General features: G+C 68.4%; 23 protein-coding genes. 9 read left to right on the top strand and 14 right to left on the bottom strand.

Annotated features, from left to right (window positions below; all coding sequences use genetic code 11):
• Positions 1–113: 113 nt before the first annotated feature.
• The 3 genes from ACFZBT_RS09595 to ACFZBT_RS09605 form a co-directional block, all read right to left on the bottom strand.
• The gene (locus ACFZBT_RS09595; protein ID WP_391100523.1) at positions 114–1373 is read right to left on the bottom strand and encodes a TIGR02679 family protein; all 1260 of its coding nucleotides are present in this window, start codon (positions 1371–1373) and stop codon (positions 114–116) included.
• Positions 1373–4645 (bottom strand): SDR family NAD(P)-dependent oxidoreductase, encoded by a 3273-nt coding sequence (locus ACFZBT_RS09600; protein ID WP_391100525.1) that lies wholly within the window; start codon positions 4643–4645, stop codon positions 1373–1375. The genes ACFZBT_RS09595 and ACFZBT_RS09600 overlap by 1 nt, the downstream gene beginning before the upstream one ends.
• A gap of 297 nt (positions 4646–4942) precedes the next feature.
• Positions 4943–5986: an alcohol dehydrogenase catalytic domain-containing protein gene (locus ACFZBT_RS09605; protein ID WP_391100527.1), complete on the bottom strand. Its 1044-nt coding sequence runs from the start codon at positions 5984–5986 to the stop codon at positions 4943–4945.
• Positions 5987–6232: 246 nt separating this feature from the next.
• Here ACFZBT_RS09605 and ACFZBT_RS09610 point away from each other — a divergent pair, with 246 nt between their 5' ends.
• Positions 6233–7120, top strand: a complete 888-nt coding sequence (locus tag ACFZBT_RS09610; protein WP_391100529.1) for a helix-turn-helix domain-containing protein — start codon at positions 6233–6235, stop codon at positions 7118–7120.
• A gap of 382 nt (positions 7121–7502) precedes the next feature.
• Here ACFZBT_RS09610 and ACFZBT_RS09615 read toward each other — a convergent pair whose 3' ends face one another.
• Both ACFZBT_RS09615 and ACFZBT_RS09620 read right to left on the bottom strand, forming a co-directional pair.
• Positions 7503–8480: an aldo/keto reductase gene (locus ACFZBT_RS09615; RefSeq protein WP_391100531.1), complete on the bottom strand. Its 978-nt coding sequence runs from the start codon at positions 8478–8480 to the stop codon at positions 7503–7505.
• A 282-nt stretch (positions 8481–8762) separates the two neighbouring features.
• Entirely contained in the window at positions 8763–9662 is a 900-nt protein-coding gene (locus ACFZBT_RS09620; RefSeq protein ID WP_391100534.1) for a helix-turn-helix domain-containing protein, read from the bottom strand.
• A 183-nt stretch (positions 9663–9845) separates the two neighbouring features.
• Between ACFZBT_RS09620 and ACFZBT_RS09625 the strand changes: the two genes are divergently transcribed.
• The 5 genes from ACFZBT_RS09625 (at position 9846) to ACFZBT_RS09645 (ending at position 13422) form a co-directional block, all read left to right on the top strand.
• On the top strand, positions 9846–10199 hold the full coding sequence (locus ACFZBT_RS09625) for a nuclear transport factor 2 family protein (protein WP_391100536.1): 354 nt from the start codon (positions 9846–9848) through the stop codon (positions 10197–10199).
• Positions 10200–10246: 47 nt separating this feature from the next.
• Entirely contained in the window at positions 10247–11497 is a 1251-nt protein-coding gene (locus tag ACFZBT_RS09630) for an MFS transporter (protein ID WP_391100539.1), read from the top strand.
• Between the two features lie 75 nt (positions 11498–11572).
• Positions 11573–12616, top strand: coding sequence for an alcohol dehydrogenase catalytic domain-containing protein (locus ACFZBT_RS09635; RefSeq protein WP_391100542.1), 1044 nt, complete (start codon positions 11573–11575; stop codon positions 12614–12616).
• Positions 12613–12876, top strand: a complete 264-nt coding sequence (locus ACFZBT_RS09640; protein ID WP_391100740.1) for an NAD(P)-binding domain-containing protein — start codon at positions 12613–12615, stop codon at positions 12874–12876. Before ACFZBT_RS09635 ends, ACFZBT_RS09640 begins: the two co-directional genes overlap by 4 nt.
• A 42-nt stretch (positions 12877–12918) precedes the next feature.
• A complete protein-coding gene (locus tag ACFZBT_RS09645) occupies positions 12919–13422 on the top strand; it encodes an NADPH-dependent F420 reductase (protein WP_391100545.1) in 504 nt (167 codons plus the stop codon).
• Positions 13423–13456: 34 nt separating this feature from the next.
• Here the strand turns inward: ACFZBT_RS09645 and ACFZBT_RS09650 are convergent, their stop codons facing one another.
• The 5 genes from ACFZBT_RS09650 to hmgA form a co-directional block, all read right to left on the bottom strand.
• On the bottom strand, positions 13457–13957 hold the full coding sequence (locus ACFZBT_RS09650) for a flavin reductase (RefSeq protein ID WP_391100547.1): 501 nt from the start codon (positions 13955–13957) through the stop codon (positions 13457–13459).
• A 58-nt stretch (positions 13958–14015) separates the two neighbouring features.
• Positions 14016–15227 carry an acyl-CoA dehydrogenase family protein gene (locus ACFZBT_RS09655; protein ID WP_391100549.1) on the bottom strand — a complete coding sequence of 404 codons (1212 nt, stop codon included), beginning with the start codon at positions 15225–15227 and terminating at the stop codon, positions 14016–14018.
• A gap of 29 nt (positions 15228–15256) precedes the next feature.
• Entirely contained in the window at positions 15257–16033 is a 777-nt protein-coding gene (locus tag ACFZBT_RS09660) for an alpha/beta fold hydrolase (protein WP_391100552.1), read from the bottom strand.
• Positions 16034–16129: 96 nt separating this feature from the next.
• Complete coding sequence (locus tag ACFZBT_RS09665) at positions 16130–17296, bottom strand: fumarylacetoacetate hydrolase family protein (protein WP_391100555.1); 1167 nt, start codon at positions 17294–17296, stop codon at positions 16130–16132.
• Positions 17297–17327: 31 nt separating this feature from the next.
• Positions 17328–18665 carry a homogentisate 1,2-dioxygenase gene (gene hmgA / locus ACFZBT_RS09670; protein ID WP_391100557.1) on the bottom strand — a complete coding sequence of 446 codons (1338 nt, stop codon included), beginning with the start codon at positions 18663–18665 and terminating at the stop codon, positions 17328–17330.
• A gap of 125 nt (positions 18666–18790) precedes the next feature.
• On the opposite strand from hmgA, the gene ACFZBT_RS09675 reads away from it, so the two are divergent.
• From ACFZBT_RS09675 to ACFZBT_RS09685, 3 genes are all read left to right on the top strand, one after another.
• Entirely contained in the window at positions 18791–19711 is a 921-nt protein-coding gene (locus tag ACFZBT_RS09675) for a LysR substrate-binding domain-containing protein (RefSeq protein ID WP_391100560.1), read from the top strand.
• 137 nt (positions 19712–19848) lie between these two features.
• Positions 19849–21039 carry a cytochrome P450 gene (locus ACFZBT_RS09680; protein WP_391100563.1) on the top strand — a complete coding sequence of 397 codons (1191 nt, stop codon included), beginning with the start codon at positions 19849–19851 and terminating at the stop codon, positions 21037–21039.
• 43 nt (positions 21040–21082) lie between these two features.
• The gene (locus tag ACFZBT_RS09685) at positions 21083–21883 is read left to right on the top strand and encodes an SDR family oxidoreductase (protein ID WP_391100565.1); all 801 of its coding nucleotides are present in this window, start codon (positions 21083–21085) and stop codon (positions 21881–21883) included.
• A 16-nt stretch (positions 21884–21899) separates the two neighbouring features.
• On the opposite strand, the gene ACFZBT_RS09690 is transcribed toward ACFZBT_RS09685, so the two are convergent.
• From ACFZBT_RS09690 to ACFZBT_RS09705, 4 genes are all read right to left on the bottom strand, one after another.
• Positions 21900–22118 (bottom strand): 3-hydroxyacyl-CoA dehydrogenase NAD-binding domain-containing protein, encoded by a 219-nt coding sequence (locus ACFZBT_RS09690; protein ID WP_391100568.1) that lies wholly within the window; start codon positions 22116–22118, stop codon positions 21900–21902.
• Positions 22115–23356, bottom strand: coding sequence for an FAD-dependent oxidoreductase (locus ACFZBT_RS09695; protein WP_391100571.1), 1242 nt, complete (start codon positions 23354–23356; stop codon positions 22115–22117). The genes ACFZBT_RS09690 and ACFZBT_RS09695 overlap by 4 nt, the downstream gene beginning before the upstream one ends.
• Positions 23353–23676 carry a 2Fe-2S iron-sulfur cluster-binding protein gene (locus ACFZBT_RS09700; protein ID WP_391100573.1) on the bottom strand — a complete coding sequence of 108 codons (324 nt, stop codon included), beginning with the start codon at positions 23674–23676 and terminating at the stop codon, positions 23353–23355. Before ACFZBT_RS09700 ends, ACFZBT_RS09695 begins: the two co-directional genes overlap by 4 nt.
• A 230-nt stretch (positions 23677–23906) precedes the next feature.
• Complete coding sequence (locus ACFZBT_RS09705) at positions 23907–24896, bottom strand: AI-2E family transporter (RefSeq protein ID WP_391100575.1); 990 nt, start codon at positions 24894–24896, stop codon at positions 23907–23909.
• Positions 24897–24964: the final 68 nt, after the last annotated feature.

The following is a 24964-nucleotide window of genomic DNA, read 5'->3' on the forward strand; positions in this document are numbered from 1 at the left end:
TCGCTCGTTGTACGGGACATGCAGGGTTCCGGTGCCTCTGCTGCCTCACACTGCGGGCCGTTCCCCCGGCGGCTGCCGGCCACTCAGCTCAGCAGGTCACCGACCGCCCACGATCACGGCAGGTCGCCCCACTTCGCCAGGAGAGCATCAGCGACGCCCTCCTCGTACACAACCGCCTGATGCTCCTGCATCACCATGCTCAAATTCGGGTCCCATGAAGTGCTGCGGGCCTTCCCGGACAAGGCAACGTGGTCGTCTTCGGTCCGGAGTCCCTCAAGGTAATCCTCAGCCGTCATCTTCCAGGGCTCGGCTCCGTAGCGACTGATGAGTCGATTGGTCATATCGATTCCCGGCCAGTCGAAGTCCCCGTGGTAGAGGAGTCGGCCCCCACCGTTGACGATCAAGCAGGCCAGTCGGTGAAAGGCCGTTGACGGCCGACCTTCGGCGCAGATCAACGGCGGACTGCTCGCGCCGAGCTCTCCGGCGGCGCGGCGGAGGACAGCCGGGTTCTCACAGACGTACACCTGCGGCAGGTGAACGGTGACGGGCAACGTGACCAGCTGGTGGAGTGTGACTTGGAATGGGGTGCCGTATCGAGCCGCGTCAGTGAGCCACTCCCCCAGCCCTTGACCGGACGCCGGCAGATTGAGGACAAGGACGCGGCTGGCCAGGTCGTCCACGATGACGTCGAACGCATCCCAGAGCTCACGCCGGGCCTCGGCTCCTGGATCGAGCGGAACTCCTCTCGCTTTTGCCAACGCTCGGAGTACGAGGGTCGGCAGTAAACCTTGGCCAGGATTTAGGGCCTTAGTGTTTCCCGTGGTGGCGTCGGCCAAGGCGGCCAGCATGACAGGCGGCGAACCGCTGGCGCGGCCGTGGAGGTACTCGAGAACGCGGATGGCCTGGCTGAGGAGGCGTTCGTCCTTCTTATTGATCAGCCCAGTGATCGTCCCGTCGGAAGCCAGGCTACTCAGCCACTCCTTGTACCAGGGGTTCTCAGCATGGAGTGCGCTGGCCTCTCCCTCGGCCAGCAACTGTTGCCGGGCCAGGTCAATGGCGCTCCGTTCGTCGGCTCGAAACCGCAGAGGGGCACCGAGTCGTTCCAAGAGGTCGCGGAGAGAGGCACCGGTGACGTTGCGGACGTTCTGGTCCAGTGCCGCAAGCGGAAGAGAGAGACGGCGGACGTCAGCCGCGCGGTACGCGCCTGTGATGCCGATGATGGCATTGCGCTCTTCTGCCGTCGGATTCGTAAGGCCGATGGAGCCAGTGATCTCGCCTCCATTGCGTTCAAGGGAGCGCCGGGCAGCCCGAAGAAGGCGGCGGAACTGAGGGCCTGTGAAGCGTTCGTACAGGTCGGACGTCGGCAGACTCATTACTCCCCCTCACTTTCCTCAGTACCGCTTCCTACCGGCTCGTCCTCAGGCACGTCGGTGAGCAATCCCGCGTGTGCCGGAACGTGGCGGCTTGGCCGGAAGCTGAGCAGCTCGGCGGCCAGATCTTCGGATCCGGGGTATCCGACGTCGTCGAGGATCTGTTCGCCGTCCCAGACCAGCAGCATGGCGGAGACGGTGTGCGATGCCTCGTCGTGCTTCATGTCGTAGTGCGAGATCTGCGGCACATCGGGATACGTGATCCACAGGTCGTAGCCGGTCATGAAGAGGTCGAGGTCGAACTTGGCCGTGAGGGCGAGCAGATCGGGGCGGTACTTCTCGTCGATGCCGGCGAACGCCTCGTCGAGGGCGATCAGGCGTGGGCAGGTGGGGTAGGCGGAGCTGTACTGGGCGTGGGCGGCGGCGAAGAGTGGCAGGTGGATGGAGGCGGACTTCTCTCCGCCGGACATCACGCTGTGCTTGGCCTTGGTGAGGACTTCTCCCTTCTTCCTCTCCTCCTCACTCATGCCCGAGCGGAACAGGCGCAGTTCGAACCTCCGCCAGGACCGGTAGTCCAGGACTTCGGCGATCACGTGTTGGTAGCTCTGCTTCTTGTCCGCGGCTGCCTTGGTGCGGATCTGGCTGCGCAAGTGGGAGCGGAGCTCGGTCAAGCGCGCAGGGTCGAGTTCGGAGGCGTCCTTCTTCAGCAGTTCGCTGACGGCTTTCTGGGAGTCGGTCAGGCTGTCGGAGACCACCCAATGGATGCCGACCGTGGTCCCGGACGACATCGGCCTGGCCCGGGTGTCGGCGTCCATGTTCCTGACCAAATCGCGGGCCGCGACGGTGCGGTCGTGAATCTGCTGGGCAAGCCCGGTCAGTAGGCCGTCTTCAAGGACGGTGCGTTCCCTATCCTCAAGCAATACCCGCTGATCGGCGAGTTGTTCGGCCAAGCGGCGCCCGAAGTCTGCCACCGGCGTCGGGCCTTCGCTGTCGGTGACCCTGGCCAGGATGATGTCGCCGGCCTGCTCCCACTCGAAGAGGTAGCCCTGATCGGATCCGAGCAGGGAGCTTTCCAATGTGGTGATGGCTGTGGAGATCTTGGTGGTGGCGGTCTCGAGGAGGCTCTCGGTGATGCGGCGGCCCTGAGTGGCTTCGTCGAGTGCGTCTACGAGGGACATGACGGTCGCGGGGACGGCGCTGCGGGCTGCCTCGATGCCGGTGACCGAGGTGTCATGGGCAGTAAGCGCGTCTGTGAGGCGCCGCACTGTCTCCTCGCCGGACGGCCACACTTCTCGCGGTACCCAGACTCCTGCCACCGTTGCCTCGATGAGGCCGAGCAGATCTGGCCGGGCGTACGGCTCAAGGGTAAGGGTCGTCCGTACCTGTTCGCGTACGGCGGTCATCAGGGCGTCGCCGAGGAACTCCAGGGTGTGTTTGGCCTTCATGAGCCGGTCACGCAGCTCTTCGACGTCCTTCACTGCACGCCGATGTGCCTTCTCTGCCTCCGCAAGCTGTCCCTCGGCCTCCTTGATGTTCTGGAGGATCTCCCGCAGCGGTGCTTCAAGGGTCTCTTGCCGCGTACGTAGCCGTTCTTCCAGGACGGCGAATTTATCCCTACGCAACTGCAGTTGCTCAGCCTGCTCTACGCAGGACTGAGTCCGCTCATCGATGATCGATTTGCGGCCAGCGAGGTCCTTCTCGGACTCCTCGATCTGTTCTCGGCACGCCGCAAGCCCCTTGCCTGCAGTGCCGAAGTCGGTGATGGCCTGGGCGACGCTGTTGAGTTCGCTACGGGTCGAAGGAAGCCGTGCTGCTGTGGCAGCGTGTCTCAACTGCCGCTTCTTCTCGTGTGCACGGGCAACAGCACCATCAAGATCCTTGCGAGCCTTCTCAAGGCGACGGCGAGCTCCGGCAAGATTGCCGGCGATCACCGCCACGCCGCGTGCCGCTTCGTCGATCGCCTGGGTGCTGGGGAGCTGACAGCGCATGCGGTCGAAGTCGTCGAACACCTCCTGGGCGTGCTGCCGTTGGTCTTCGGCAGCGCTGAGCTTCGTCTCCAGCACAGCGATGGCCTCATCGAGGCGGCTCAGTCGCTCACGCCGGCGTGCAGCTCGTGCAGTGGCTCCGATGTACTCCGGCTGTTCCTTGGGGTGGGCACCGACCTGAACGCCCAAGGAGAATTGCGAGCCTGTGGTGATGCAGGGGGTGCTGTCCGTGCCGCCGTCGCTGTCAGTTGTTGGAGCTTCGTCCGTGACACCGACAGAAGCGAGGACGGCTTGCACACCGTCGGCGCTCACATATCCCTGCTCATCGACGACCAGGATGTCGGCGAGTGTGCGCCCTGTGGGCCGTTGTATGACGGGCAGCGGACGCAGATAGGCGTCAGGCACCTTGTCGCGTAGTGCTTGGTCGGTGGCTTCCGAATCAGGATGCAGCCATGCAGTGAGTAGGCCGGCCGCGTACAGGGCGCCTTCCACCGCGGCGGCGTGGTCGTCGGGAATGTGATCGGCGAACCGTACGAGTTGCCACAGCGGAGCGCCGAGGCGTCCCGCTCTGTCGGCGGGTCGCAACTCGCTGAGCGGAGGTGCCTCGTCTTCCTCAGCCGCTACCTTTTCCCGCTCGCTTCGCGTCTTGCGCAGGACATCCGCAATGTCGTCGTAGTGCCTCTTGAGCGTTTCGACGCGGGCGAGCGCCACGGTCCGGCGTTGATCGGTAAGAGAGCGGAAGACCTCAGGCAGCGGCGTCGCTGCGGGGTCTCCTGCGGCGGCCAAGGCATCGAGCAGGGGTTCACGGTCGGTTGGGCCGTTGCTCGCCACGCGGCCGGCGTAGGAGCCGATGTTGACGATGTCGGCGACCTGGCGCGGGTCCTGTTCGGCGGCCTTGAGCAGGTGCGGCAGGGCGGCGCGGGTGGTGTAGAGCAGGCCCTGGACGTTGACGGCGATCATGCGGTCCCACTCCTCGGCGTCCGCGCCTTCGACGGGGCCCAGGAGCATCAGGCCGGCATTGTTGACCAGCGTGTCCAGCCGTCCGAACCACTCGATGACCTGCTGCACAGCGCCCTCCGCCTGGACGCGGTCGGTGATGTCCGCTTCCACCACCAGCGAGGTGCCACCGGCCTGCTCGATCTCGGCGGCGAGAGCCTCCAGGCGGTCCTTGCGGCGGGCCACGAGCGCCACCGAAGCGCCCTGCTCGGCGAGCTCGCGGGCGGTGGCGGCACCGATACCGCTGCTCGCACCGGTGACGAGCGCAACCGTGCCGGTCAGCTTCAAAGCCATGGGGGTGTCCTCTCTGACGTACAGGGCAGATGGGGTGGCAGAGACGATCTGCTGGGTGCCGTTACGGCGGGTCTAATCGAATGATCAGTGCCGTTCAGCAGGCCCGCTATCCAGGCAACCACCCGTCGACCCCGCCCGGGCCCCTGTACGGGGCACGGCTCTTCCGGGGGTCTGCCAGTACCCCTTTCCCCGGCTCCGTCGAGCGGGGCCGCCACACGGTGAACCCGATGGACAGCAGTCGCCGGGCGCCGTCGCCGAGGCGGATCGGGCCACAGCGGCGACGGCCTGGAGGTCGGCTCAGGCAAGCGTGGCGATGTCGATCACGAAGCGGTAGCGCACGTCGGAAGCGAGCACGCGCGCGTAGGCGTCGTTGATCTCCTCGGCGGAAATGACCTCGATCTCGGCGCCGAGACCGTGCTCGCCGCAGAAGTCGAGCATTTCCTGGGTTTCGCGGATGCCTCCGATCGCCGAGCCGGCGTAGGAGCGTCGGCCGAGGATCAACCTGAAAGCGTCGATCGACAGCGGCTCCGCCGGGGCGCCGACGTTGACCATCGTGCCGTCGATCGTCAGCAGCGCGAGGTAAGAGCTCACGTCGAGCGGAGCACTGACAGTATTGACGATCAGGTCGAAGGCGCCGGCCAGCTGCTCGAAGGTGCCCGGGTCGCTGGTGGCGTGGTAGGCGTCCGCGCCGAGGCGCAGTCCGTCCTCCCTCTTCTTCAGTGACTGGGACAGAACGGTGACTTCCGCGCCCATGGCATGGGCGAGCTTCACTGCCATGTGACCGAGTCCGCCCAGGCCGACGACGGCGACCTTCCGGCCCGGCCCGGCACCCCAGTGACGCAGCGGCGAGTAGGTGGTGATACCGGCGCACAGCAGCGGTGCGGCCTCGTCCAGGCCCAGGGTCTCGGGGATTTTCACCACGAAGTCCTCGGTGACCACGATGTGGGTCGAGTAACCGCCCTGGGTGATGGTGCCGTCCCGGTCGACGGAGCCGTAGGTGAGGGTATTGCCGCGCAGGCAGTACTGCTCTTCGCCCTTGCGACAGCTCGTGCACTCACCGCAGGAGCCGACCATGCAGCCGACGCCCACTCGGTCGCCCACAGCGTGACGGGTGACCGCGGAGCCGACCTCGGTGACGATACCGGCGATCTCGTGACCGGGGACCAGCGGATACGGGACCTCGCCCCACTCGCTGCGGACGCCGTGGATGTCGGAGTGGCAGATCCCGGCGTACTTGACCTCGATCAGGACGTCGTGCGGGCCCGGGTCGCGGCGCTGAATCGTAGTGGGGGCGAGCGGTGCGGTCGCGGAGACCGCGGCATAGGCGTTGGCGGTGAGCACAGGTACTCCTGGTCTGTGAGTGCGGTTCCGGCGGCGGTCACGCCGCGGGGTCTGACGGACGGCCGGTGAAGGTTCCGCCGGCGGGGAGTCACGTCAGGTCCTTCGGGCCAGCGCAGCGGGCCCGATATCCAGGCGACCACGTGGCAGCCCCCGTCTGTGCACCCGTAGGGGGCACTACTCACAGGAGGGTCTGGCAGTGCCTCTTTCCAGCACCTGACGCGTCCGGGTTCGCCGTACGGTGGATGCATGGACCGCAGCAGTGAGATCCGTGAGTTCCTGCGCACGCGCCGGGCCCGGATCACCCCCGAACAGGCCGGCCTCGCCCCACACGGCGGCGCCCGCCGCGTACCGGGCCTGCGCCGAGAGGAAGTCGCCCAGCTCGCCGGAGTCAGCGTCGACTACTACATCCGCCTGGAACGCGGCCGCACCCAGGGCGTCTCCGAAGCCGTCCTCGATGCCGTCGCCCGCGCCCTGCAACTCGACGACACCGAACGCGCCCACCTCTTCGACCTCACCCAGCACACCACCACCCGGACCCGCCGCCGGCGCCCCCTCGCCCCGCAGCGAGTCCACCCCGTCCTCTACCGGACCCTGGACTCACTCAACGTCCCCGCGGTGATCCAGGGGCGGCGCACGGACGTGCTGGCGACCAACAAGCTCGCATCAGCCCTCTACACCGACTTCGAAGCCCGGCCCCGTCGCGAGCGCAACTTCGCCCGCTTCGTCTTCCTCGACGAAGCCGCCCGCAGCCTGTACACCGACTGGGAGCAGGTCGCCGGTGACTGCCTGGCCTCCCTACGCCTGTACGCCGGACGCCACGCCGACGACCCGCAGCTCACCGAGCTGATCGGCGAACTGTCCCTGCACAGCAACACCTTTCGCCGCATGTGGGCCGACCACAACGTCATCGCCCACACCCGGGGCACCAAACGCCTCCACCACCCACTCGTCGGCGACCTCACCCTCGACTATGTGGCTCTCGCCGTCGAAGGCGACCCCGACCAAACCCTGGTCATCTACACACCCGAACCCGCCTCTTCCTCAGCAGAAGCCCTGGGCATCCCCGCCAGCTGGACCGGCACCGCCACCACTGGCCCGCGCGCCTCCGAACAGACACACAAGCCGGCCGGCTGACATCCCCAATGCGAGCGTCGGGCTTCTTCCGGACCGGACCGGCAACGACGTTCTGCGCCCGGATCGGTGCGTCGGACCAGTCGGCGACCATCAACAGCAGGGGCATGACAGACGGTGTCCAACGGAGTTCCCGCACTTCAGCGAACTTGGTCTACGCTGTTCCAGCAGGAACCCCGTTGCTTGTGGCAGCCGCCTTCGACGCTCTCCCTCAGCCACTTCCTCATGGCCTTGCCGCTCGCACAGTGTGAGGGGCCTTCAGCTCTTGCAGCCCTCATTCATCAGCCACCAACCTCGCGTAGGTGAAGACGCCAGGTTGCCGATATCGCTGCAGCACGGGCCACGCTGAGCGCACGAGGTGCGAGCACGGTGTCGGCCGAAGTGGTCAGCGTTCCATCATGCGCATGGCGGCCTCGGTGTGGGTGTCGCCCGCGGCAGGGGGCAGGCTGGAGAGCCTGGTCAGGACCTCGTCGGGCAGCTGGATGCGGTCTGCTGCGGCGTTCTCCTCGACTCGGGTCACCCGCTTGGTGCCGGGGATGGGGGCGATGTCGTCGCCCTGGGCGAGCAGCCAGGCGATCGCGACCTGGGCGGGCGTGGCCCGTGCTTCGGCTGCGATGGCCTGGACCTCGTCGGCGAGGGCCAGGTTGCGCCGGAAGTTCTCGCCGGTGAAGCGGGGGTTGCCGCGGCGGAAGTCGCCTTCTTCGAAGTCGTTCTCGTTCCGGACGGTTCCGGTGAGGAAGCCGTGTCCGAGCGGGGAGAACGGCACGAGACCGATCCCCAGCTCTCGCAGGACCGGCAGGACGCGGTCCTCGATGCCGCGAGTCCACAGCGAGTACTCGGACTGCACGGCGGTGAGGGGGTGAACGGAGTGGGCGCGGCGGATGGTGTCCGGGCCGGCCTCGGACAGTCCGATGTGGCGGATCTTGCCCTCGGTGACGAGTTCCGACAGGGTGCCGACGACTTCCTCGATAGGGGTGTTCGGGTCGACGCGGTGCTGGTAGTACAGGTCGATGTAGTCGGTGCCCAGCCGCTTCAGTGAGCCTTCGAGGGCGGTGCGGATGTTCGCCGGGCTGGAGTCCACCGTCCAGGCACCGGCTCCGGAGTGGGAGACGAGGCCGAACTTGGTGGCCAGGACGACCTGTTCGCGGCGGCCGTCGAGGGCTCGGCCGAGGAGGTCCTCGTTGGTGTAGGGACCGTAGATCTCGGCGGTGTCGATCATGGTGACGCCGAGGTCGATGGCGCGGTGCACGGTGCGGATGGACTCCGCGTCGTCGGTCCCGGCTCCGGTCAGGCCGTGGGACATGCCCATCGCCCCCAGGCCGATGCGTGCGATGTCGAGGTCTCCCAGCTTGATGTGCTTCATGATGTCGTGCTTCTCCTGTCGAATGCGGTTGGGTTCGGTCGGTGCGTCCGGCGTGGGAGGTCTTTTGGTGGCCTGCCCGCGCCGTTCTTCGTCATGGGCCGCCGCGCGGGCGCCCCGTCGCGGACCAGGGGTTGCATTTGACCGCTGATGAGGACGGGCGCGCGTGCCATGCCGTTGAGGCGGCAGGGCCGCGTCACGGCTCGCGGCAGGCGAGCACCGTCGACGGGGTGCGCACGTGGGTGACGACCCCGGTGCAGCCGGTGAGAGGCGGAAGGAAGCCGGTCAGTCCTGCTGACGCGTGGCGTCTTCGCGCGAGGAGTCGGGTAGTGGGGTTGCGGTCATGTCGAGCAGAAGCACGGCGTCGTGGTCGGGGGTACCGGGCTGGGCGGTGTAGACGGCCATGCGGTGGCCGGGGCTGCCTTCGAGTGCCATGCCCTGGAAGGCGAGGGTGAGGGTGCCGACCCGGGGATGCCGGAACGTCTTGGACGGGTTCTTGCGGCCGGTGACCTCGTACCGCTCCCACAGCCCGGCGAAGTCATCGCTCTTGAGCAGAAGCTCGCCCACCAGCTGGGCCAGGTCCGGGGCGTCGGGGTCGGTGCCGGCCAGGGCCCGCAGGCGGGCGACGCACCCGCGGATCTGGTTGTCCCAGTCGGGGAAGATCCCCCGTCCCGATGGATGCAGGAACAGGTAGCGGGCCAGGTTGCGCTGGTTGGCGGGCCACTCGGCCAGACCCGGGTAGAGGGCCATCCCGCCGGGGTTGTACGCGAGGACGTCCATGCTGCGGCTGAGCACATAGGCCGGGTTCGGACGCAGCGCCTCCAGCATCAGCTTCACGTGCGAACGCACGGTGCGGCTGGGCGCGGGAGCCGGCTCGGGCACGTAGCGGGCGGCACGGACCGCCAGGGTGCGCAGGTGCTGGTGCTCGGCGTCGTCCAGGTGCAGGGCCCGGGCCAGGGAGTCGATGACAGCGGGGCTGGGACGGGTTTCCTTGCCGCGCTCCAGACGCGTGTAGTAGTCGATGCTCACGCCGGCCAGGGTGGCCAGCTCCTCGCGGCGCAGCCCGGGGGTGCGGCGCACGCCGGGCCCGGGGGTCAGGCCCGCGCTCTCGGGGCTGGTCTGGGTGCGGCGGGCGCGCAGGAAGCGCCCCAGCTGATCACCGCTGCTGTGCTGCTCGGATGCCATGCGTCCAGTGTTGCGCCGTTGTTGCCGTGACACACCGGCTGAGGGGGGCCCTGTCGTACCCCCGCTGACCGCTCCCCGGCAGATTCCGGCCTGCCTGTCGCGCGCGTCGGACGGCAGCCTGAAGAGGCACCCCCGAACGCATCCGGCCCCGCCGGGCCGCCTGAGAATGTACGGAGTACGCCCATGACCCGCGACATCGCCTCGCTCGTCGCCGCCGCGGACCGCCACGACGCCGACGCCTTCGCCCAGCACCTCACGCCCGACGTGAAGTCCGTCTTCGCGAACACCGAGCCCGTCGTCGGACAGGAGAACGTGAAGAAGGCGACGACGGCCTTCTGGGACACGATCGAGGGCGTCAGCCACCACATCCTCGCGATACATGAGAGCGGCGACACGGTCACCGTGCAGTTCGACATCGACTACCGCCGCAAGGACGGCAGGACGGTCACCCTGCCCGTCTGCAACGTTCTGACCTTCGAGGGCGACCTGGTGAGCGTCTCCCAGGTCTACGCCGACCTCGCCCCGCTCTACGCCTGAGCCACCGCATCATCTCCCCAGAAAGGCTCCTCGTGACAGGGTCGACCATGCCCTCCAAGCCCGACCGCCGGATGACTCCGGCACGAACCCTCATCTTCGCGATCGCCGCCGGCATGGCCGTCGGAAACCTCTACTGGGCCCAGCCCCTGATCGAGGTCATCGCCTCGTCCCTCGGCGTCTCGTCATCCAGTGCCGCCACGCTCGTCACCGTCACCCAGGTCGGATACGCGCTCGGTATCTTCCTCATCGTGCCGCTGGGCGACATCCTCGACCGCCGCCGCCTCATCCCCCTCATCCTCACCGTGTCCGCCGCTACTCTCATCGGCGCCGCGCTGGCACCGTCGTTCGCCGTGCTCCTCGCGGCCCTCGGCGGCGTCGGACTGACCACCGTCGGTGCGCAGTTGCTGGCCCCGCTGGCCAGTGAACTGGCCGAGCCCGAACGACGCGGACGCGTCGTCGGCGCAGTCGCCTCCGGTTCGCTGATCGGCATCCTGCTCTCCCGCACGATCAGCGGGTTCGTCGCCGACCTGCTCGGTTGGCGCGCGATCTACGTGATCGCCGCGGTGGCGGCCCTCGTCCTCGCCGCAGTGCTGCGCGCCGTCATCCCGCCCCTCGAACCCCGCGCACCTGTCCCCTACCCGCGTCTTCTGGGCTCGGTGTTCACCACCGTGGCCAAGCACGGCGCGGTCCTCCCGAGCCTGGCGATCTGCGCCGCGAGCTTCTCGGTCTTCTCCCTGTTCTGGACGTCCCTGACGTACCTGCTGACCGCTCCCCCGTTCTCCTTCTCGGTCAGCCAGATCGGCCTGTTCGGCCTGGCCGGTCTGGCAGGAGCACTTGCCGCCCGACGCGCGGGCGCCCTGCACGACCGGGGCTGGTCCGTCCCCGCCACCGGGATCGCCCTGACCCTGCTGGGCCTGTCCCTGGCAGCCGCCTGGGCAGGCAGCAACTCCGTCGTCACCCTGATCGTGGTCGTCATCGCCCTCGACATTGCCGCCCAGTCCATCCTCGTCCTCGGGCAGACCCGCCTCTTCGCCCTCCCCGGATCCGCACACAGCCGCCTCAACACGGCCTTCGTCGTCAGCAACTTCCTTGGCGGGGCACTCGGTTCGGCGATCACCGGCCTGCTCTGGTCCGCGGGCGGCTGGGACGCGATCATGACCGCCTCCCTCGCCATCACCCTCGCCGGACTCACCATGTGGACCCTGGGACGCCACCGGCTCGCAGACACCGGCCCGCAGCAGGACAGTCCCGTCAAGCGCGCCCCCGCGGCACCCATCGTGTGCGCGCACCGCACATGACGGAGCGGGCCCCACACCCAGGGCCCGCGCCCACCCTTCCCCATCCATGAACCGACCCCCCTCATAGGAGGAGAAATGCTCACCGCTCACGCCTACGGAGCGACGTCGGCAACCGAGCCGCTGAGTCCGATGACCGTCGAGCGCCGTGACCCCGGCCCGCGCGACGTACTCATCGAGATCAAGTACTGCGGCATCTGCCACTCCGATGTCCACCACGCCCGCAGCGACTGGCGCGACGAGCCCTACCCGCTGGTTCCCGGCCACGAGATCGCCGGGATCGTCACGGCGGTCGGCTCCGAGGTCACCCGGCACAGCGTCGGCGACCGGGTCGGCGTGGGCTGCATGGTGGACTCCTGCCGTGAGTGCTCCCAGTGCCGCCAGGGCCAGGAGCAGTTCTGCCGCAACGGCTTCACCCTCACGTACGGGGCCGAAGGCGAGGACGGCGAGATCACCCAGGGCGGCTACTCGTCCCATATCGTCGTCGACCAGGACTTCGTGCTCCGCATCCCCGAGGGCATCGCCCTGGACGAGGCCGCCCCGCTGCTGTGCGCCGGCATCACCACGTACTCGCCGCTGCGCCACTGGGGCGCCGGCCCCGGCAAGCGGGTCGCGATCGTCGGCATGGGCGGCCTCGGGCACGCGGCCGTCAAGATCGCCCACGCCATGGGCGCCGAGGTCACCGTACTGTCGCAGTCGCTGCGCAAGCAGGACGACGGACTGCGGCTGGGTGCCGACCACTACTACGCCACCGGCGACCCCGGAACCTTCGAGAAGCTCGCCGACACCTTCGACCTGATCATCAACACGGTGAGCGCACAGGTCGACCTCGACGCCTACCTCGGTCTCCTGGCCGTGGACGGTGCCCTGGTCAGCGTAGGCGCGCCCGCGGAGCCGCTGTCGCTCAACGCCTTCTCCCTGCTCCGGGGTCGCAGGACCTACGCCGGGTCTCTGATCGGCGGCCTCGCCGAGACCCAGGAGATGCTCGACTTCTGCGCCGGGCACGGGATCGGCGCGGAGGTCGAAGTCATTCCGGCCGACCGGATCAACGACGCCTACGAGCGACTGCTGGCCTCCGACGTGCGCTACCGGTTCGTCATCGACATTTCCACCCTGAACTGACCAGGGAAACCTCGAAGAGGAGAAGTAAAGCAATGCCCGGAACTGTCGGATTCATCGGGACCGGCATGATCGGCGGCGCCCTGGCGCGCCTCGCGGCCACCGCCGGCCTGGACATCGTGGTGAGCAATTCCCGGGGGCCCGAAACACTGGCCGAGTTCGTCGACGAACTCGGCGACCGGGCCCGTGCGTTCACCTCGGTCGAAGCCGCCCACACGGCTGATCTGGTGGTGGCCTCCGTTCCCCTGAACGTCTACCGGTGACTGCCCGCCGAAGCTCTCGCGGGTAAGACCGTCATCGACACGATGAACTACTACCCGCAGCGCGACGACCGCATCGCCGAACTGGACGCGGGCGAGGTGACGGCCAGTGAACTGGTGCAGCGTCACCTCAATGGCTCCCGGTTGGTGAAGGCCTTGCACAACATGGACTACCACCGGCTGTTCACCCGTGCCCGGCCCTCCGGCGCCGCCGACCGAAGTGCCCTCCCCGTCTCCGGCGACCACGAGGACGCCAAGACCGAGGTCGTATGGTTCATGGACGTCATCGGTTACGACGCGGTGGACATCGGCACGCTCGCGGAGAGCTGGCGCAGCGAGCCCGGCACGCCGGTCTACGTCTGGCCCTATCTCGGTGAACACCCCGAGGGGCTCGGCCAGGAGGAGGCCGAGCGTTGGTTCCGTGAGACCCCTGGCCGCCCGGTGACCGCCGACCAGGTGCGGGAACTCGCCGCCCAGGTGGTGCGGGGTCCGGCCGGCGGCACCTTCGTACCCGGGTATGTGCCCGGCGTGCGGACCCGCACGGTCTGATTCGATGTTCCCCGGTGCATGCTGGGCGGCTGGCTCAGCATGCACCGTCGGCCAAGACTCCGAACCGGCCGCGGAAGAACAGCAGTGGCCCCGTCCGTCCGTCGGCGGCAAGGTCAGCCACACGGCCCACCACGATCACGTGATCGCCTCCCTCCAGCACGTCGGTGATCTCGCAGTCGACCCAGGCGAGCGCACCGGTCAGCAGGGGAGAGCCGGTGCGCCCCGCCCGCCAGTCGACTCCGGCGAACTTGTCGCCGCCGGAGACCGCGAACTGCCGGCACAGCGCGTCCTGCCCCTCGGCCAGTACGTTGGCCGCGAACCGCCCTGCCCCCTGGATCCGCGGCCAGGTCGTGGACGTCCTGGCCGCGGCGAACGTGACCATGGGCGGTTCGAGCGACAGCGCCTGGAAGGACTGGCAGGCGAAACCGACCGGCTCGCCGCCGTCGATCGCCGTGATCACCGCGACGCCGCTGCAGTAGTGACCGAGGACATCCCTGAACCGGGTGTCCGATATCTCCGTACGAATGGGCTGCATGTCCACTCCGATGGCGTTCCGTGCGGTAGCTGTCGTCATGACGGGTCGGCCGTCGGTGTCACGCGAGTGCGGTCATCTGCTGCTCTTCCGCGCCGAGCAGCGATCGGCCGTAGATCTCCTCCTTCAGGCCGGCCAGGTTGAGTCCGTGCCGACTCGCGGTGTTGAGATCGCGCCAGATGCGCTGGACGGGGTTGCTGAGGGCGAACGCGCTCGCGCCTTGCGCGTCGAGCAGCAGACTCACCGCCTCCTGGCACTGGCGGACCGCGTACGCAGACCGCATGGAGTTGCGGTGCCGCTCCGCTCGGGTCGCGAACTGGTGCCCGGTGCGGGACCGTTCGTCGATCTCGTCCGCGGCCGTCCGTACTTGGAGCACCGCGGCATCGATCATGGCCGCGGCTCGCGCGACGCTCGACTGGACCGACGGCGACTTCGTCGCGTCGCCGTAGAAGGTGTACGTCAGCGGCTTAGGCTTGGCCGTGAGGCGTTCGACGGTGAGCTCCAGCGCCGCCTGCGCCATCCCGACCACCGGCGGCAGTACACAGGTCAGGAAGATCGCGGCGGTGTCGGCCCGGTACATGTACCCGTCCTCAGGCACATGCGGGAACCTGGCGTTCAGAGGGTCCGCCCAGTCGAAGGTGAAGGTGTCCGGCACGAAGACGTCCTCGACCACGAGGGTCTGGCTTCCGGTCCCCGCCATGCCCGTGACGAACCAGGTGTCCTTGATCTTCGCCTCGCTCATGGGGATCAGCGCGATGGCCTGGCTGACGATGTTGCCGCCGTCGTCGGTCACTGGGTGGCCGAGCGCCGCCCAGTCGGCGTGCAGGCAGCCCGAGACGTATCCCCACTCACCCGAGATGCGGACGCCGCCCTCCTCCTTGCTGATGCGGAAGCCGGGTCCCGGGGTCAGCGGGCAGCACACGACACTGTCGGGGCCGTCGCGCCACACTGTCTCCTGCACCTCGGGGTGCATCATGCCGATGAGCCAGTCGTCCATGTTGAGGATGAAGCCGTACCAGGCGGAACCCGCGCATCCGGACCGCCCGAGTTCGAGGCAGACTTCCGTGTAGGTGCGGTGTCCGGCCTCGTGCCCACCGAACCGCCGGGGAACGAAGGTGCGGAGAACGCCGGCGTCGATGAGGGCCTTGAACGTCTCGTCCGGGAGTCTGCGGTCCTTCTCCGCCTGTTCGGCGTTCTTGGCCAGGAGCGGCCGCAACGACCTTGCCGCTGCGACAAGTTCCTCACGCGTCTTCAGCAGTTGCACGTTGTCCATGAACTTCCTCCATCTGCTTCGTTGCGGGATCAGAGGGTGCGGGCAGGGGTGACCAGGCCCGAGAGGAAGCTCTCGACCTGGGTGGCCAGGGCGACGGGTGTCTCGTCCATGGCGTAGTGACCGGCGCCGGGCAGGACGACGATCTCCGCGTCGCGGTACCAGGCCGAGAAGGTCTGCCGCATGGTCGCCTCACCCAACGCGGGGTCGTTCGCTCCCACGATCAGCCGGATCGGGATATCCGACCCGATCACGTCGGCATGGAAGTCGGTTCTGGCCCAGGCGACCAGGTACGCGGCGAACGCCTTGCGGTCCGACCGCTCCAGGGAGGCGCGGACCATCTCGTCCAGCCACACCTTCGTCAGGTGTCCGCCGGTCGAGAAGTCCAGGATCGCCCGGCGGCTGTCCGGGTTCTCCGCGGCGTCGGAGAACAACCGCCACGTGTCGTCATCGAACGGAACACCGCTGGCCGGTACGGGTGATATCCCCACCATGCCGGTCACGCGGCCGGGAGCGTCCAGCGCGACGCGCTGCATGACGCTGCCTCCCATCGAGTGCCCGATCAGGGAGAACGTCGACAGGCCCTGCTCGTCGGCCAGGATGATGGCGTCGGCAGCTGCTTCGGCGATGGAGTACTGGCCGTGTTCCTGTATCCGTGCGCCGTAGCCCCGGTAGTCGGGGAAGAAGTAGCTGTACGCCGAGCCGTCGAGGTGGGTTGTGAAGGGGCCCCAGGACTCGGCAGACCCGAACCATCCGTGGAGCGCGATCACGGCGTGCTCGCCGTGGCCCACGCGCTGAACAGGGATCATGCGCACCTCCATGTGCGGACTGTTGCGACGCCGTTCGTCGGAAACGGCACTGTTCGGTCTGTGCGGGGCGTGACACGGACGGGCGGAGCTCGCCCGTCAGCAGGCGGCCGCCGGCAGGATCACCGCGCGTGCCTCGCCCAGTGGCAGGGACGCGTCACGTCCGGCTGTCGCGCGAAGAACGATCTCGTCACCGTCGTCGAGGAACGACCGGATGCCGTCCTCACCGAGATCGATGGGTCTGGTTCCGCCCCAGGAGATCTCCATGAGGGACCCCATGCCCTCGGGTTCGTAGGACGAGATGGTGCCCGTGCCGAAGAGGTCACCGGTGCGCAGGGAGGCGCCGTTCCTGGTCATGTGGGCGAGCTGCTGGGCCGGTGACCAGTAGAGGCGGCCGCTGTCGGGGCGGGTCAGCACCCTTCCGTTGAGCTGGACTTCGAGGCGCACCGCGGGATTGCGGGGCTCGTCCACGCGCAGATAGGGCAGTACGCCGGGTTCCTGTGCCGGACCGTCCACCCAGACGGAGTCGTCGAGCGCCGCCAGGGGCACGACCCAGGAACTGATCGTGGTGGCGAAGGACTTCGCGAGGAACGGGCCGAGCGGCTGGTACTCCCAGGCCTGGATGTCACGGGCGCTCCAGTCGATCAGGACGACCATGCCGAAGACGTGGTCGCGGAACTCACCGGTGGACACCGGCCGGCCGAGGACCGACGGCACTCCGACGACGTAGCCGAGCTCGGCCTCGATGTCGAGGCGCTCCGTCGGGCGGCACACGACCGCTTGGGGGGCCTGGATCTGACCGGACGGGCGCACGATGCCGGCACCCGACGGGATCACCGTGCCGGCCCGGCCGTGATAGCCGACGGGAAGGTGGCGGTAGTTCGGCTTCAGCGGATTCGCGTCGCCCGGTCGCAGGATGCGTCCCATGTTTACGGCGTGCTCGATTCCGGAGAAGAAGTCGACGAAGTCCGCCACCTCGACGGGAAGCAGAATTTCGACGTCCCGCTGGGTGTACACGCCGATTTCGTCCGCCGTCACGCCGTTCACGGCGCGGGCGGCCACGAGGGAGCGCACCTCTTTCCAGCGTTCGGGGCCCGTCGTGAGGAAGGCGTTGAGGCTCGGCTGTGCGAACTCGTCGGGGCTGCCGATCAGATGCGTGAGATCGAGGACGAGTTCGCCTACGGCGACCCCGACCCGGGGTGGCAGGCCCGGCGGGCGGAAGACGCCGTACGGCAGCGTCCTCGTCCCGAAATCGATGACGGTCACCGCGTCCCCTCTCCCACTCTGTCCCTGGTCCTCAGCCGTGGAAGTGCCGCTCGATGCCGTTCCAGACGTCGTCGTATCCGGTCTGGAGATTGTCGGCCGCCATCGCCTGGCCGGTCGGCACGATGGGCAGCCGGGTCTCGAACATGAACGCCAGGGTGTCGTCGACCTTGTCAGGTGCCAGCTGGGCACTGCTGGCCCTGTCGTACGTCTCACGGTCGGGGCCGTGCGACGTGAAGCAGCTGTGCAGGCTGGCCCCGCCCGGTACGAAGCCCTCGGCCTTGGCGTCGTAGACCCCGCGGACCAAGCCCATGAACTCGCTCATGACGTTGCGGTGGAACCACGGCGGCCGGAACGTGTTCTCACCCACCAGCCACCGCGGCGGGAAGATCACGAAGTCGGCGTTAGCGGTGCCCGGGCGCTCGCCGGGCGAGGTGAGCACCGTGTAGATCGACGGGTCGGGGTGGTCGAAGGAGACCGTGCCGATGACCATGAACCTGGAGAGGTCGTACTTGTACGGGGCGTAGTTCCCGTGCCAGCCGACCACGTCGAGCGGCGAGTGGTCGTAGTCGGCGGCCCACAGTCCGCCGAGGTACTTCTGGTACACCACCACGTCTTCGTCGCGGTCCTCATAGGCCGCCACCGGGCTGAGGAAGTCACGAGGGCTGGCGAGCCCGTTGGCGCCGATCGGGCCGAGTTCGGGAAGTCTGAACTGCTGGCCGTAGTTTTCGAGTACGTAGCCGCGTGCGGCACCGTCGGAAAGATCGACTTTGAAGCGAATACCACGAGGAAGAACCGCGATCTCTCCCGGGGCGACTTCGAGAATTCCCAGCTCCGTCGGGACGCGGAGACGCCCCTGCTGGGGTACGAGCAGCATTTCGCCGTCGCTGTTGACGAAATACTCCCGGTCCATGGATCTCGTCGCGCGATACATGTGAATCGCCACGCCGTCCTGGGTACGGACATCGCCCGTACCGCCGACCGTGAAGAGGGACTCGACGAACGTCTTCGGGGTCACCGGCAAGTCGAAGGGGTCCCAGCGGAGCCGGTTGGGTTCAGGGGCGGGATGGTCGACCGGGGCGGCCAGCAGGCTGCCCGCGTCGACCTGCCGGAAACGCCGGTGTTTCGCCGACGGGCGTATGCGATACACCCAGGACCGCCGGTTGTCATGGCGCGGGGCCGTGAACGCGGTTCCGCTGATCTGCTCGGCGTACAGGCCCAGGGGCGCGCGCTGAGGGCTGTTGCGGCCGTCGGGCAGAGCGCCGGGCACGGCCTCGGTGACGTGCTGGTTCCCGAATCCGGGCAGGTAGGCGGGGCCGACGGGCGGGACGCCCGGGGCCGCCCTCACGCTCTCGATGTCGACGGTGGTCACCGGTGCCTCCTTCGGACGGGCCCACTTCGATCGAGACCTTCGATGTGGGGTGCGTCGCAACTGGTGACGCTTAGAGTGGCACCCGCATTAACATCAGGAAAAGCACATATTTCAGGGGAATCAGATTGGAAAAACTGATCAGGGCTCCCGGGTTCTCTCTGCGGCAGCTCCTGTACTTCGTGACGGTCGCGGAGACCGGGACGCTGAGCGAGGCCGCCGCCCGCTTGCACATATCCCAGTCCGCGGTCTCTCTGGCGCTGAACGAACTGGAGCGGGCGCTCAAGGTACAGCTGTGCGTCCGGCGCAAGGCCCACGGCATCACCCTGACGCCGGCGGGCAGGCAGGCCCTGCAGCAGATGCGGGCACTGCTGCGGCAGGCCGAGGAGCTGGAGTCGGGGGCTTCCGGGTCGGGAGACCAGTTGTCGGGCCGGTTGTCGGTCGGCTGCTATCTCACGCTGGCACCGACCGTTCTGCCACCGCTGCTGCAGGGATTCTCGGCGCTGCATCCGGCGCTGACCCTCGACTTCGAGGAGGACACCGGCGACCGTCTGCAACGGCGGCTGCTCGACGGGGAACTCGACCTAGCCGTGCTGTACGACATGGACGTACTGGCGGAGATGGACCGCGCGGCGCTGTTCACCCGGCGGCCGAACGCGCTGCTGCCTGCGGACCACCGGCTGGCCGACGCGACCTCGGTGGCCCTGCGGGACCTGGCCGACGAGCCGCTCGTGCTCTTCGACGCACCGCCGAGCTCACACCACACCCTGCAACTCTTCCAGGCCGCTGGTGTGACACCGATCGTGCGGCACCGCACCACCAACTTCGAGACCGCGCGGGCCCTGGTCGGCCGGGGCCTGGGCTACGCGATATCGATGCAGCGACTGCCGAACGACCGTACCTACGAGGGTTTCCGCCTGGTCTCCAAGGAGATCAGCGATCTGTCGGACGCCACCGTGTCCGTGCTGCTGTGCTGGCCACGCCAGGTGGCCCAAACCCGGCGGGCGAGCGAGTTCGTGCGCTACTGCCTGGAGAACAGACCCGCCTGACCGGCCGAGATTTCACGGACGGCCACCTGCCATTACAAGTTTTGTCGCGGTGGAACAGCTGCAACCTGTGCTTTTCATCAGAATCGCTTGACGTCACAGTCATTGCCAACCGTGCACCTCACCGCGGAAGGCAGACCATGGCCCAGACCACGACCACGGGGGACTACGCCGGAACGATCCGCCTGGAGGATCTCTGGGAGGACCCGTACCCGATCTACCGGCGGCTGCGTGCGGAGCAGCCGGTCGCCTGGGTGCCCGCCGCCAACCGGTATCTGGTCACCCGCCACCGGGACGTCGTTCACCTGGAGAGGCATCCGGAGATCTTCAGCGCGGCGGAGCAGGACTCGCTGATGATCCGCGTGATGGGCCACACCATGCTCCGCAAGGACGGCGCCGCGCATCTGCGGGAGCGCAAGGCGGCGGAGCCCGCGCTGCGTCCTCGGGCGATCAAGGAACAGTGGGCACCGGTCTTCCAGCAGATCGCCGACGAACTGATCGACGGCTTCCGCGATCGCGGCGAGGCGGACCTCTTCGCCGAGTTCGCCGGCCCCATGGCCGCGCGTTGCCTGGCTTCGGTGCTGGGTCTGCCCGAGGTGGAGGCGCAGGACCTGCGGACCTGGTCCCAGGCCATGATGGACGGCAACGGCAACTACGGTGACGTCCCCGACGTCTGGCAGCGAGCCGAGGCCGCGGCGCGCGCGGTGGACGCGGCGGTGGACACGGCGATCGCCCGGCTGCGGTCCGCACCCGACCGTTCGGTGATCTCCTCGATGCTGCACGCCGGCGATCCACTGACCCCGCAGGAGATACGGGACAACACCAAGATGTTCATCGGCGGCGGGCTCAACGAACCCCGGGATGTCACCGCGGTCGCCGTCCACGCTCTGCTGGCCGACCCGGAGCAGCGCGCGCTGGTCGAGGCGGATCCGGCCCGCTCGAGGGACGTCGTCGAGGAGTCGGTGCGCTGGGTCGCGCCGATCGGCATGTACCCGCGGCAGACCACCTGTGACGTGGAACTGGGCGGAACCCTGCTGCCCGCGGGAGCGCGCCTGGCCGTGATGGTCGGCTCGGCCAACCGCGACGAAACCGTCTTCGAGAACCCCGACACCTTCGACATCACCCGACCGAGCCGCGCGCACCTCGGCTTCGGCGGAGGCCCGCACTTCTGTCTCGGCTCGTGGGCGGCCCGCACTCAGGTCGGCCAGATCTCCCTGCCCACGCTGCTGCGCCGCCTGCCGAACCTCAGGCTGTCCGACTCCGAGCCCGTCCGCTACGGCGGCTGGGTGTTCCGTGGCCCCCTCAACCTTCCGGTGCGCTGGGACGCGTGACGGCTGACGGCACCAGGCCCCTGCACCGAACGGAGAAGTCACGATGCCGAACGAGAACAACGGCGTTCAGGAGGTTCCGGTCCGCGGAGGCGGACTCGGTCCCCTCGATCTCACGGCGAAGGCCGCCGTCGTCACGGGTGCCAGCAGCGGCATCGGGGCGGCGACCGCCCGCCGACTGGCCCGACAGGGAGCCAGGGTGGTCGTCGGTTACCACATCGGTGCCGAGCGGGCGGAGAAGATCGTCGCGGAGCTGCCCGGCGACGGGCACCTCGCGCTGCGCCTCCCCATCGAGGACACCGGGGCGCTGGAGGCGGCGGCCACCGTCGTGCGCGAGCGATTCGGTAGCGTCAGTGTACTCGTCAACTCGGCCGGTTCGACCGTCCCGGTCGCACACCGCGACCTCGACGGGCTCACCGACGAACTGTTCGACTCGATGATGCGGATCAACGTCCGTGGGCCTTACGCGGTGACCCGCGCCTTCGTGCCGTTGCTCCGGGCGAGCGGCGACGCGGTGATCGTCAACGTCTCGTCCGTCTCCGGCCGGACCGCTTCCGGCAGCAGCATCGCCTACTGCGCGGCCAAGGCGGCCCTGGACAACCTCACCATGTCCCTCGGGCGGGTTCTCGGCCCCGAGATCCGCGTCGTCGGTCTGGCGCCCGCCGCGGTCGAGACCGAGTTCGTCGCGGGCCGGGGGCGTGACGCCATCGCCGCTCAGGCGGCGTCGACCCCACTCAGGGTGATGGTGCATCCCGACGACATCGCGGACGCGGCGCTCGCCGCGATCACTCAGCTCCGGGTGGCCACGGGGACCACCTTCGTGGTCGACGGGGGAAAGCACCTCTGACGTCAGTGTCCCCTGGTCACCCACTCTTGAACGTGTGGAGCCTCGCTGCCGGTGACGAACGCGTCCAAGTCCCGGCGCTGTTGGAGGTAGAGGTCGATGAGCATCGAAAGGTCGTGACGGCCCCGGCACTGACCTCCACCACCAGGACGTCACAGCCCCGGCGTGCGGACGTCTCGGCGATGCCCGAGCCCATGAGGCCGCAACCCAGGACACCGACGCGGGCGACGGGGCTCATGCGACGGCCTTGCGTGCCGCGCGGTCGCGCAGGCTGAACCCGGAAGCGGCGACCTCGTCGGGCGTGAGATCGAGCCCGTCGGCCAGCAGCCGCCGCGCCGCCATGTGGTCCGCGGGCCGGTTGACGGACTCGACCGCGACCAGCGTCGAGCCGCGGAAACAGAACACCGAGAACTTCCCGGCCTGCCGCTCTCCGCACACGACCGTACGGTCATGGCCGCTGGACAGGCCGGCTATCTGGAGTCTGAGGTCGCCCTGGTAGCTCCAGAACCACGGCGGCGCCTCATAGGGGTGCGCTGCGCCGGTGAGCCGCGCCGCCAGGCAGCGGGCTTGGTCGGAGGCGTTCTGCACGGACTCCAGTCGGATACGGCCACTGCCGTGGGGTGCGGGGAAGGAGGCACAGTCGCCGATCGCGGAGACGTACGGGTCCGCCGTCGCGAGATACTCGTCGACGGCTATGCCGTTGTCCGTGGCCAGTCCCGCCGTGCTCGCCAGTTCGGTGTTGGGCAGGACGCCGATGCCGGTGACTACCAGATCGGCCGGGACGGTGACACCGTCCGTCGTACGGACACCGACCACCCGGCCGTTTCCGCCCAGCAGTTCGGCCGGGCCGCAGCCCATGAGGAACCGGCTGCCCCGCATGCCGTGCCTGTCCTCGAAGAAGGAGGCGGTCGGCCCGGACACGGCACGGCCCATCACCTGGTCCGCGATGTCGAGCACGACGGGACACAGACCGGCGGCCTGACATGCGGCCGCGAACTCCAGGCCGATGAACCCGGCCCCGATCACCACGACCCTGCGCGCGGAGGCGAGCCGTTCGCGCAACTCCTGGGCATCGGCGCGCGTTCGGAGGTTCAGCACACCGTCCAGGTCGTTGCCCGGGATCCGCAGCGGCCGGGGGCGGGTTCCGGTGGCCAGGACCAGATGGTCATACGGCAGCACGGAACCGTCGTCGAGCGTGACCGTTCGCCGGCTCCGGTCGACTGCCCTGGCACACCGGCCGGCGAGCAGGTCGATGTCACGATCCTCGTAGAAGGACTCCCCGCGTAGTACGACGTCGTCGCGGGACACCTTCCCGGCGAGGTATTCCTTCGACAACGGCGGTCGGTGATAGGGAAGTTCGGTCTCCTCCCCCACCAAGGTGAGTGGTCCGGCGAGTCCCGCTTCGCGCAGTGCTGCGGCCAGCTGCACCCCCGCCTGGCCGGCCCCCACCACGACGACACCTCTCCCGGCGTTCACGTCTGGCACCCGGGGACGTGGACGACCAGTCCGTCCATCGCGTCGGTGAGGCCCAGCTGGCAGCTCAGCCGGCTGTTGTCCCGCCGCGACTCAGCCGTGCAGTCCAGCAGTTCATCCTCTTCGTCGGTCACGGCCGGGAAGCGATCGTCAGCACCGTCTCCCGTGTAGACGTGACAGGTCGCGCACATCAGGTTGCCGCCGCACTCGGCGACGATGCCGGGGACACCGGCCGCGACGGCGCCCCGCATGACGCTGGTTCCTGCCGGGACGTCGAGCACGGTCTGGGTGCCGTCCACCTGGACGAAGGTCACTTTGGGCATGGGTGGGGTACTCCTCTCGGTGCTGTGGAGCGGAGTGGTCAGCCATCCGCGCAGGGGCCATGACTCGCGCGCTGACGTGCTGGGTGGAACGGCTGTCTCAGAGCCGCTGTGCCGGGCATATGGATGATCGGATCCGGTGCCGCTCGACGGGTGCGCTGACGCAGGACCAGCATGACATCGCGCTTACCTGCGGAAAAAGCGGGAGTTTCTGATGTAGTTCATCAGGCTCTTCAATGTGTCGGCGGCGGGTGATTCCGTTTCCGCAGTTCCGACACCACCCCGAAGGCCGCCGCGGTGAGTGGCACGGACAGCAGCATGCCGAGTGTCCCCGCGACCGAGGCACCGGCCGTGAGGGCCAGCAGGACCACCGCCGGGTGCATCTGCAAGGTGCGGCTCTGGATCACGGGCTGGAGCACGTTGCCCTCGATGGCCTGCACGGCGAGAACCACACCCAAGGTCCACAGGGAGATGGCCAGGCCCCCGTCCGCGAAAGCGACGAGGACCGCCACCGCGCCGGAGAGCAGAGCACCGAGGTAGGGGATGTAGGCACCGATGAAGACGAGCGCCCCCAGCCCGAAGGCGTTCGGCACCTGGAGGATCAGCAGCCCGGCGGTGATGAACACCGCGTTGATGACGGCGATGATCGTGGTCCCTCGCATGAAGCCCTCGATCGCCTGGAAAGCCCGACGGGCCATGGCCACGACGGTGTCACCGGAGCCGTGCGGGGCGAGGGAGTGCAGTGCCGCGACGGCCTTGCCGGAGTCGCGCAGGAAGAAGAAGAGAAGCAGGATCGCGAGAACGCCTGCCGCGATCATCTCGGTGAGCAGGCTGACGCCGCTCATCACGCCGGAGACCGCGGTGCCACCGAACTGGGACACCAGGCCCTTCGCGTTTTTGGCGATCTCGTCCACGGAGGTCCCCGCCGCCTCGAACGTCCCACTCAGCGACTGCGCGGCGTCCCGCAGAGAGGAGACGATCTGATCGCCGGTGTCGATCAGGGCGGCCACCACGATGTACGAGGCACCGCCCATCACCAGCACCACCGTGGTGCAGGTGAGCCCGGCCGCGAGGGACCTGTTGAGCCGCATGGCGACCAGCCGCCGGTAGAGCGGGCCGAGCAGCGCCGAGCCGAGCAACGCGAGCAGCACGGGGGTGACGACGGCCTGGAACGTGACGCAGAACCAGACGACCAGGGAGACGACACCGCTCAGGAGAAGCACCAGGGCGCTCCCGGCGGCGAGGCGCCGGGCAGGTTCCGGCAGCGGGCTCGGCCGGCCGTCCGCACGGC

It is taken from the genome of Streptomyces sp. NPDC008137 (assembly GCF_042957035.1).
GTDB lineage: Bacteria > Actinomycetota > Actinomycetes > Streptomycetales > Streptomycetaceae > Streptomyces.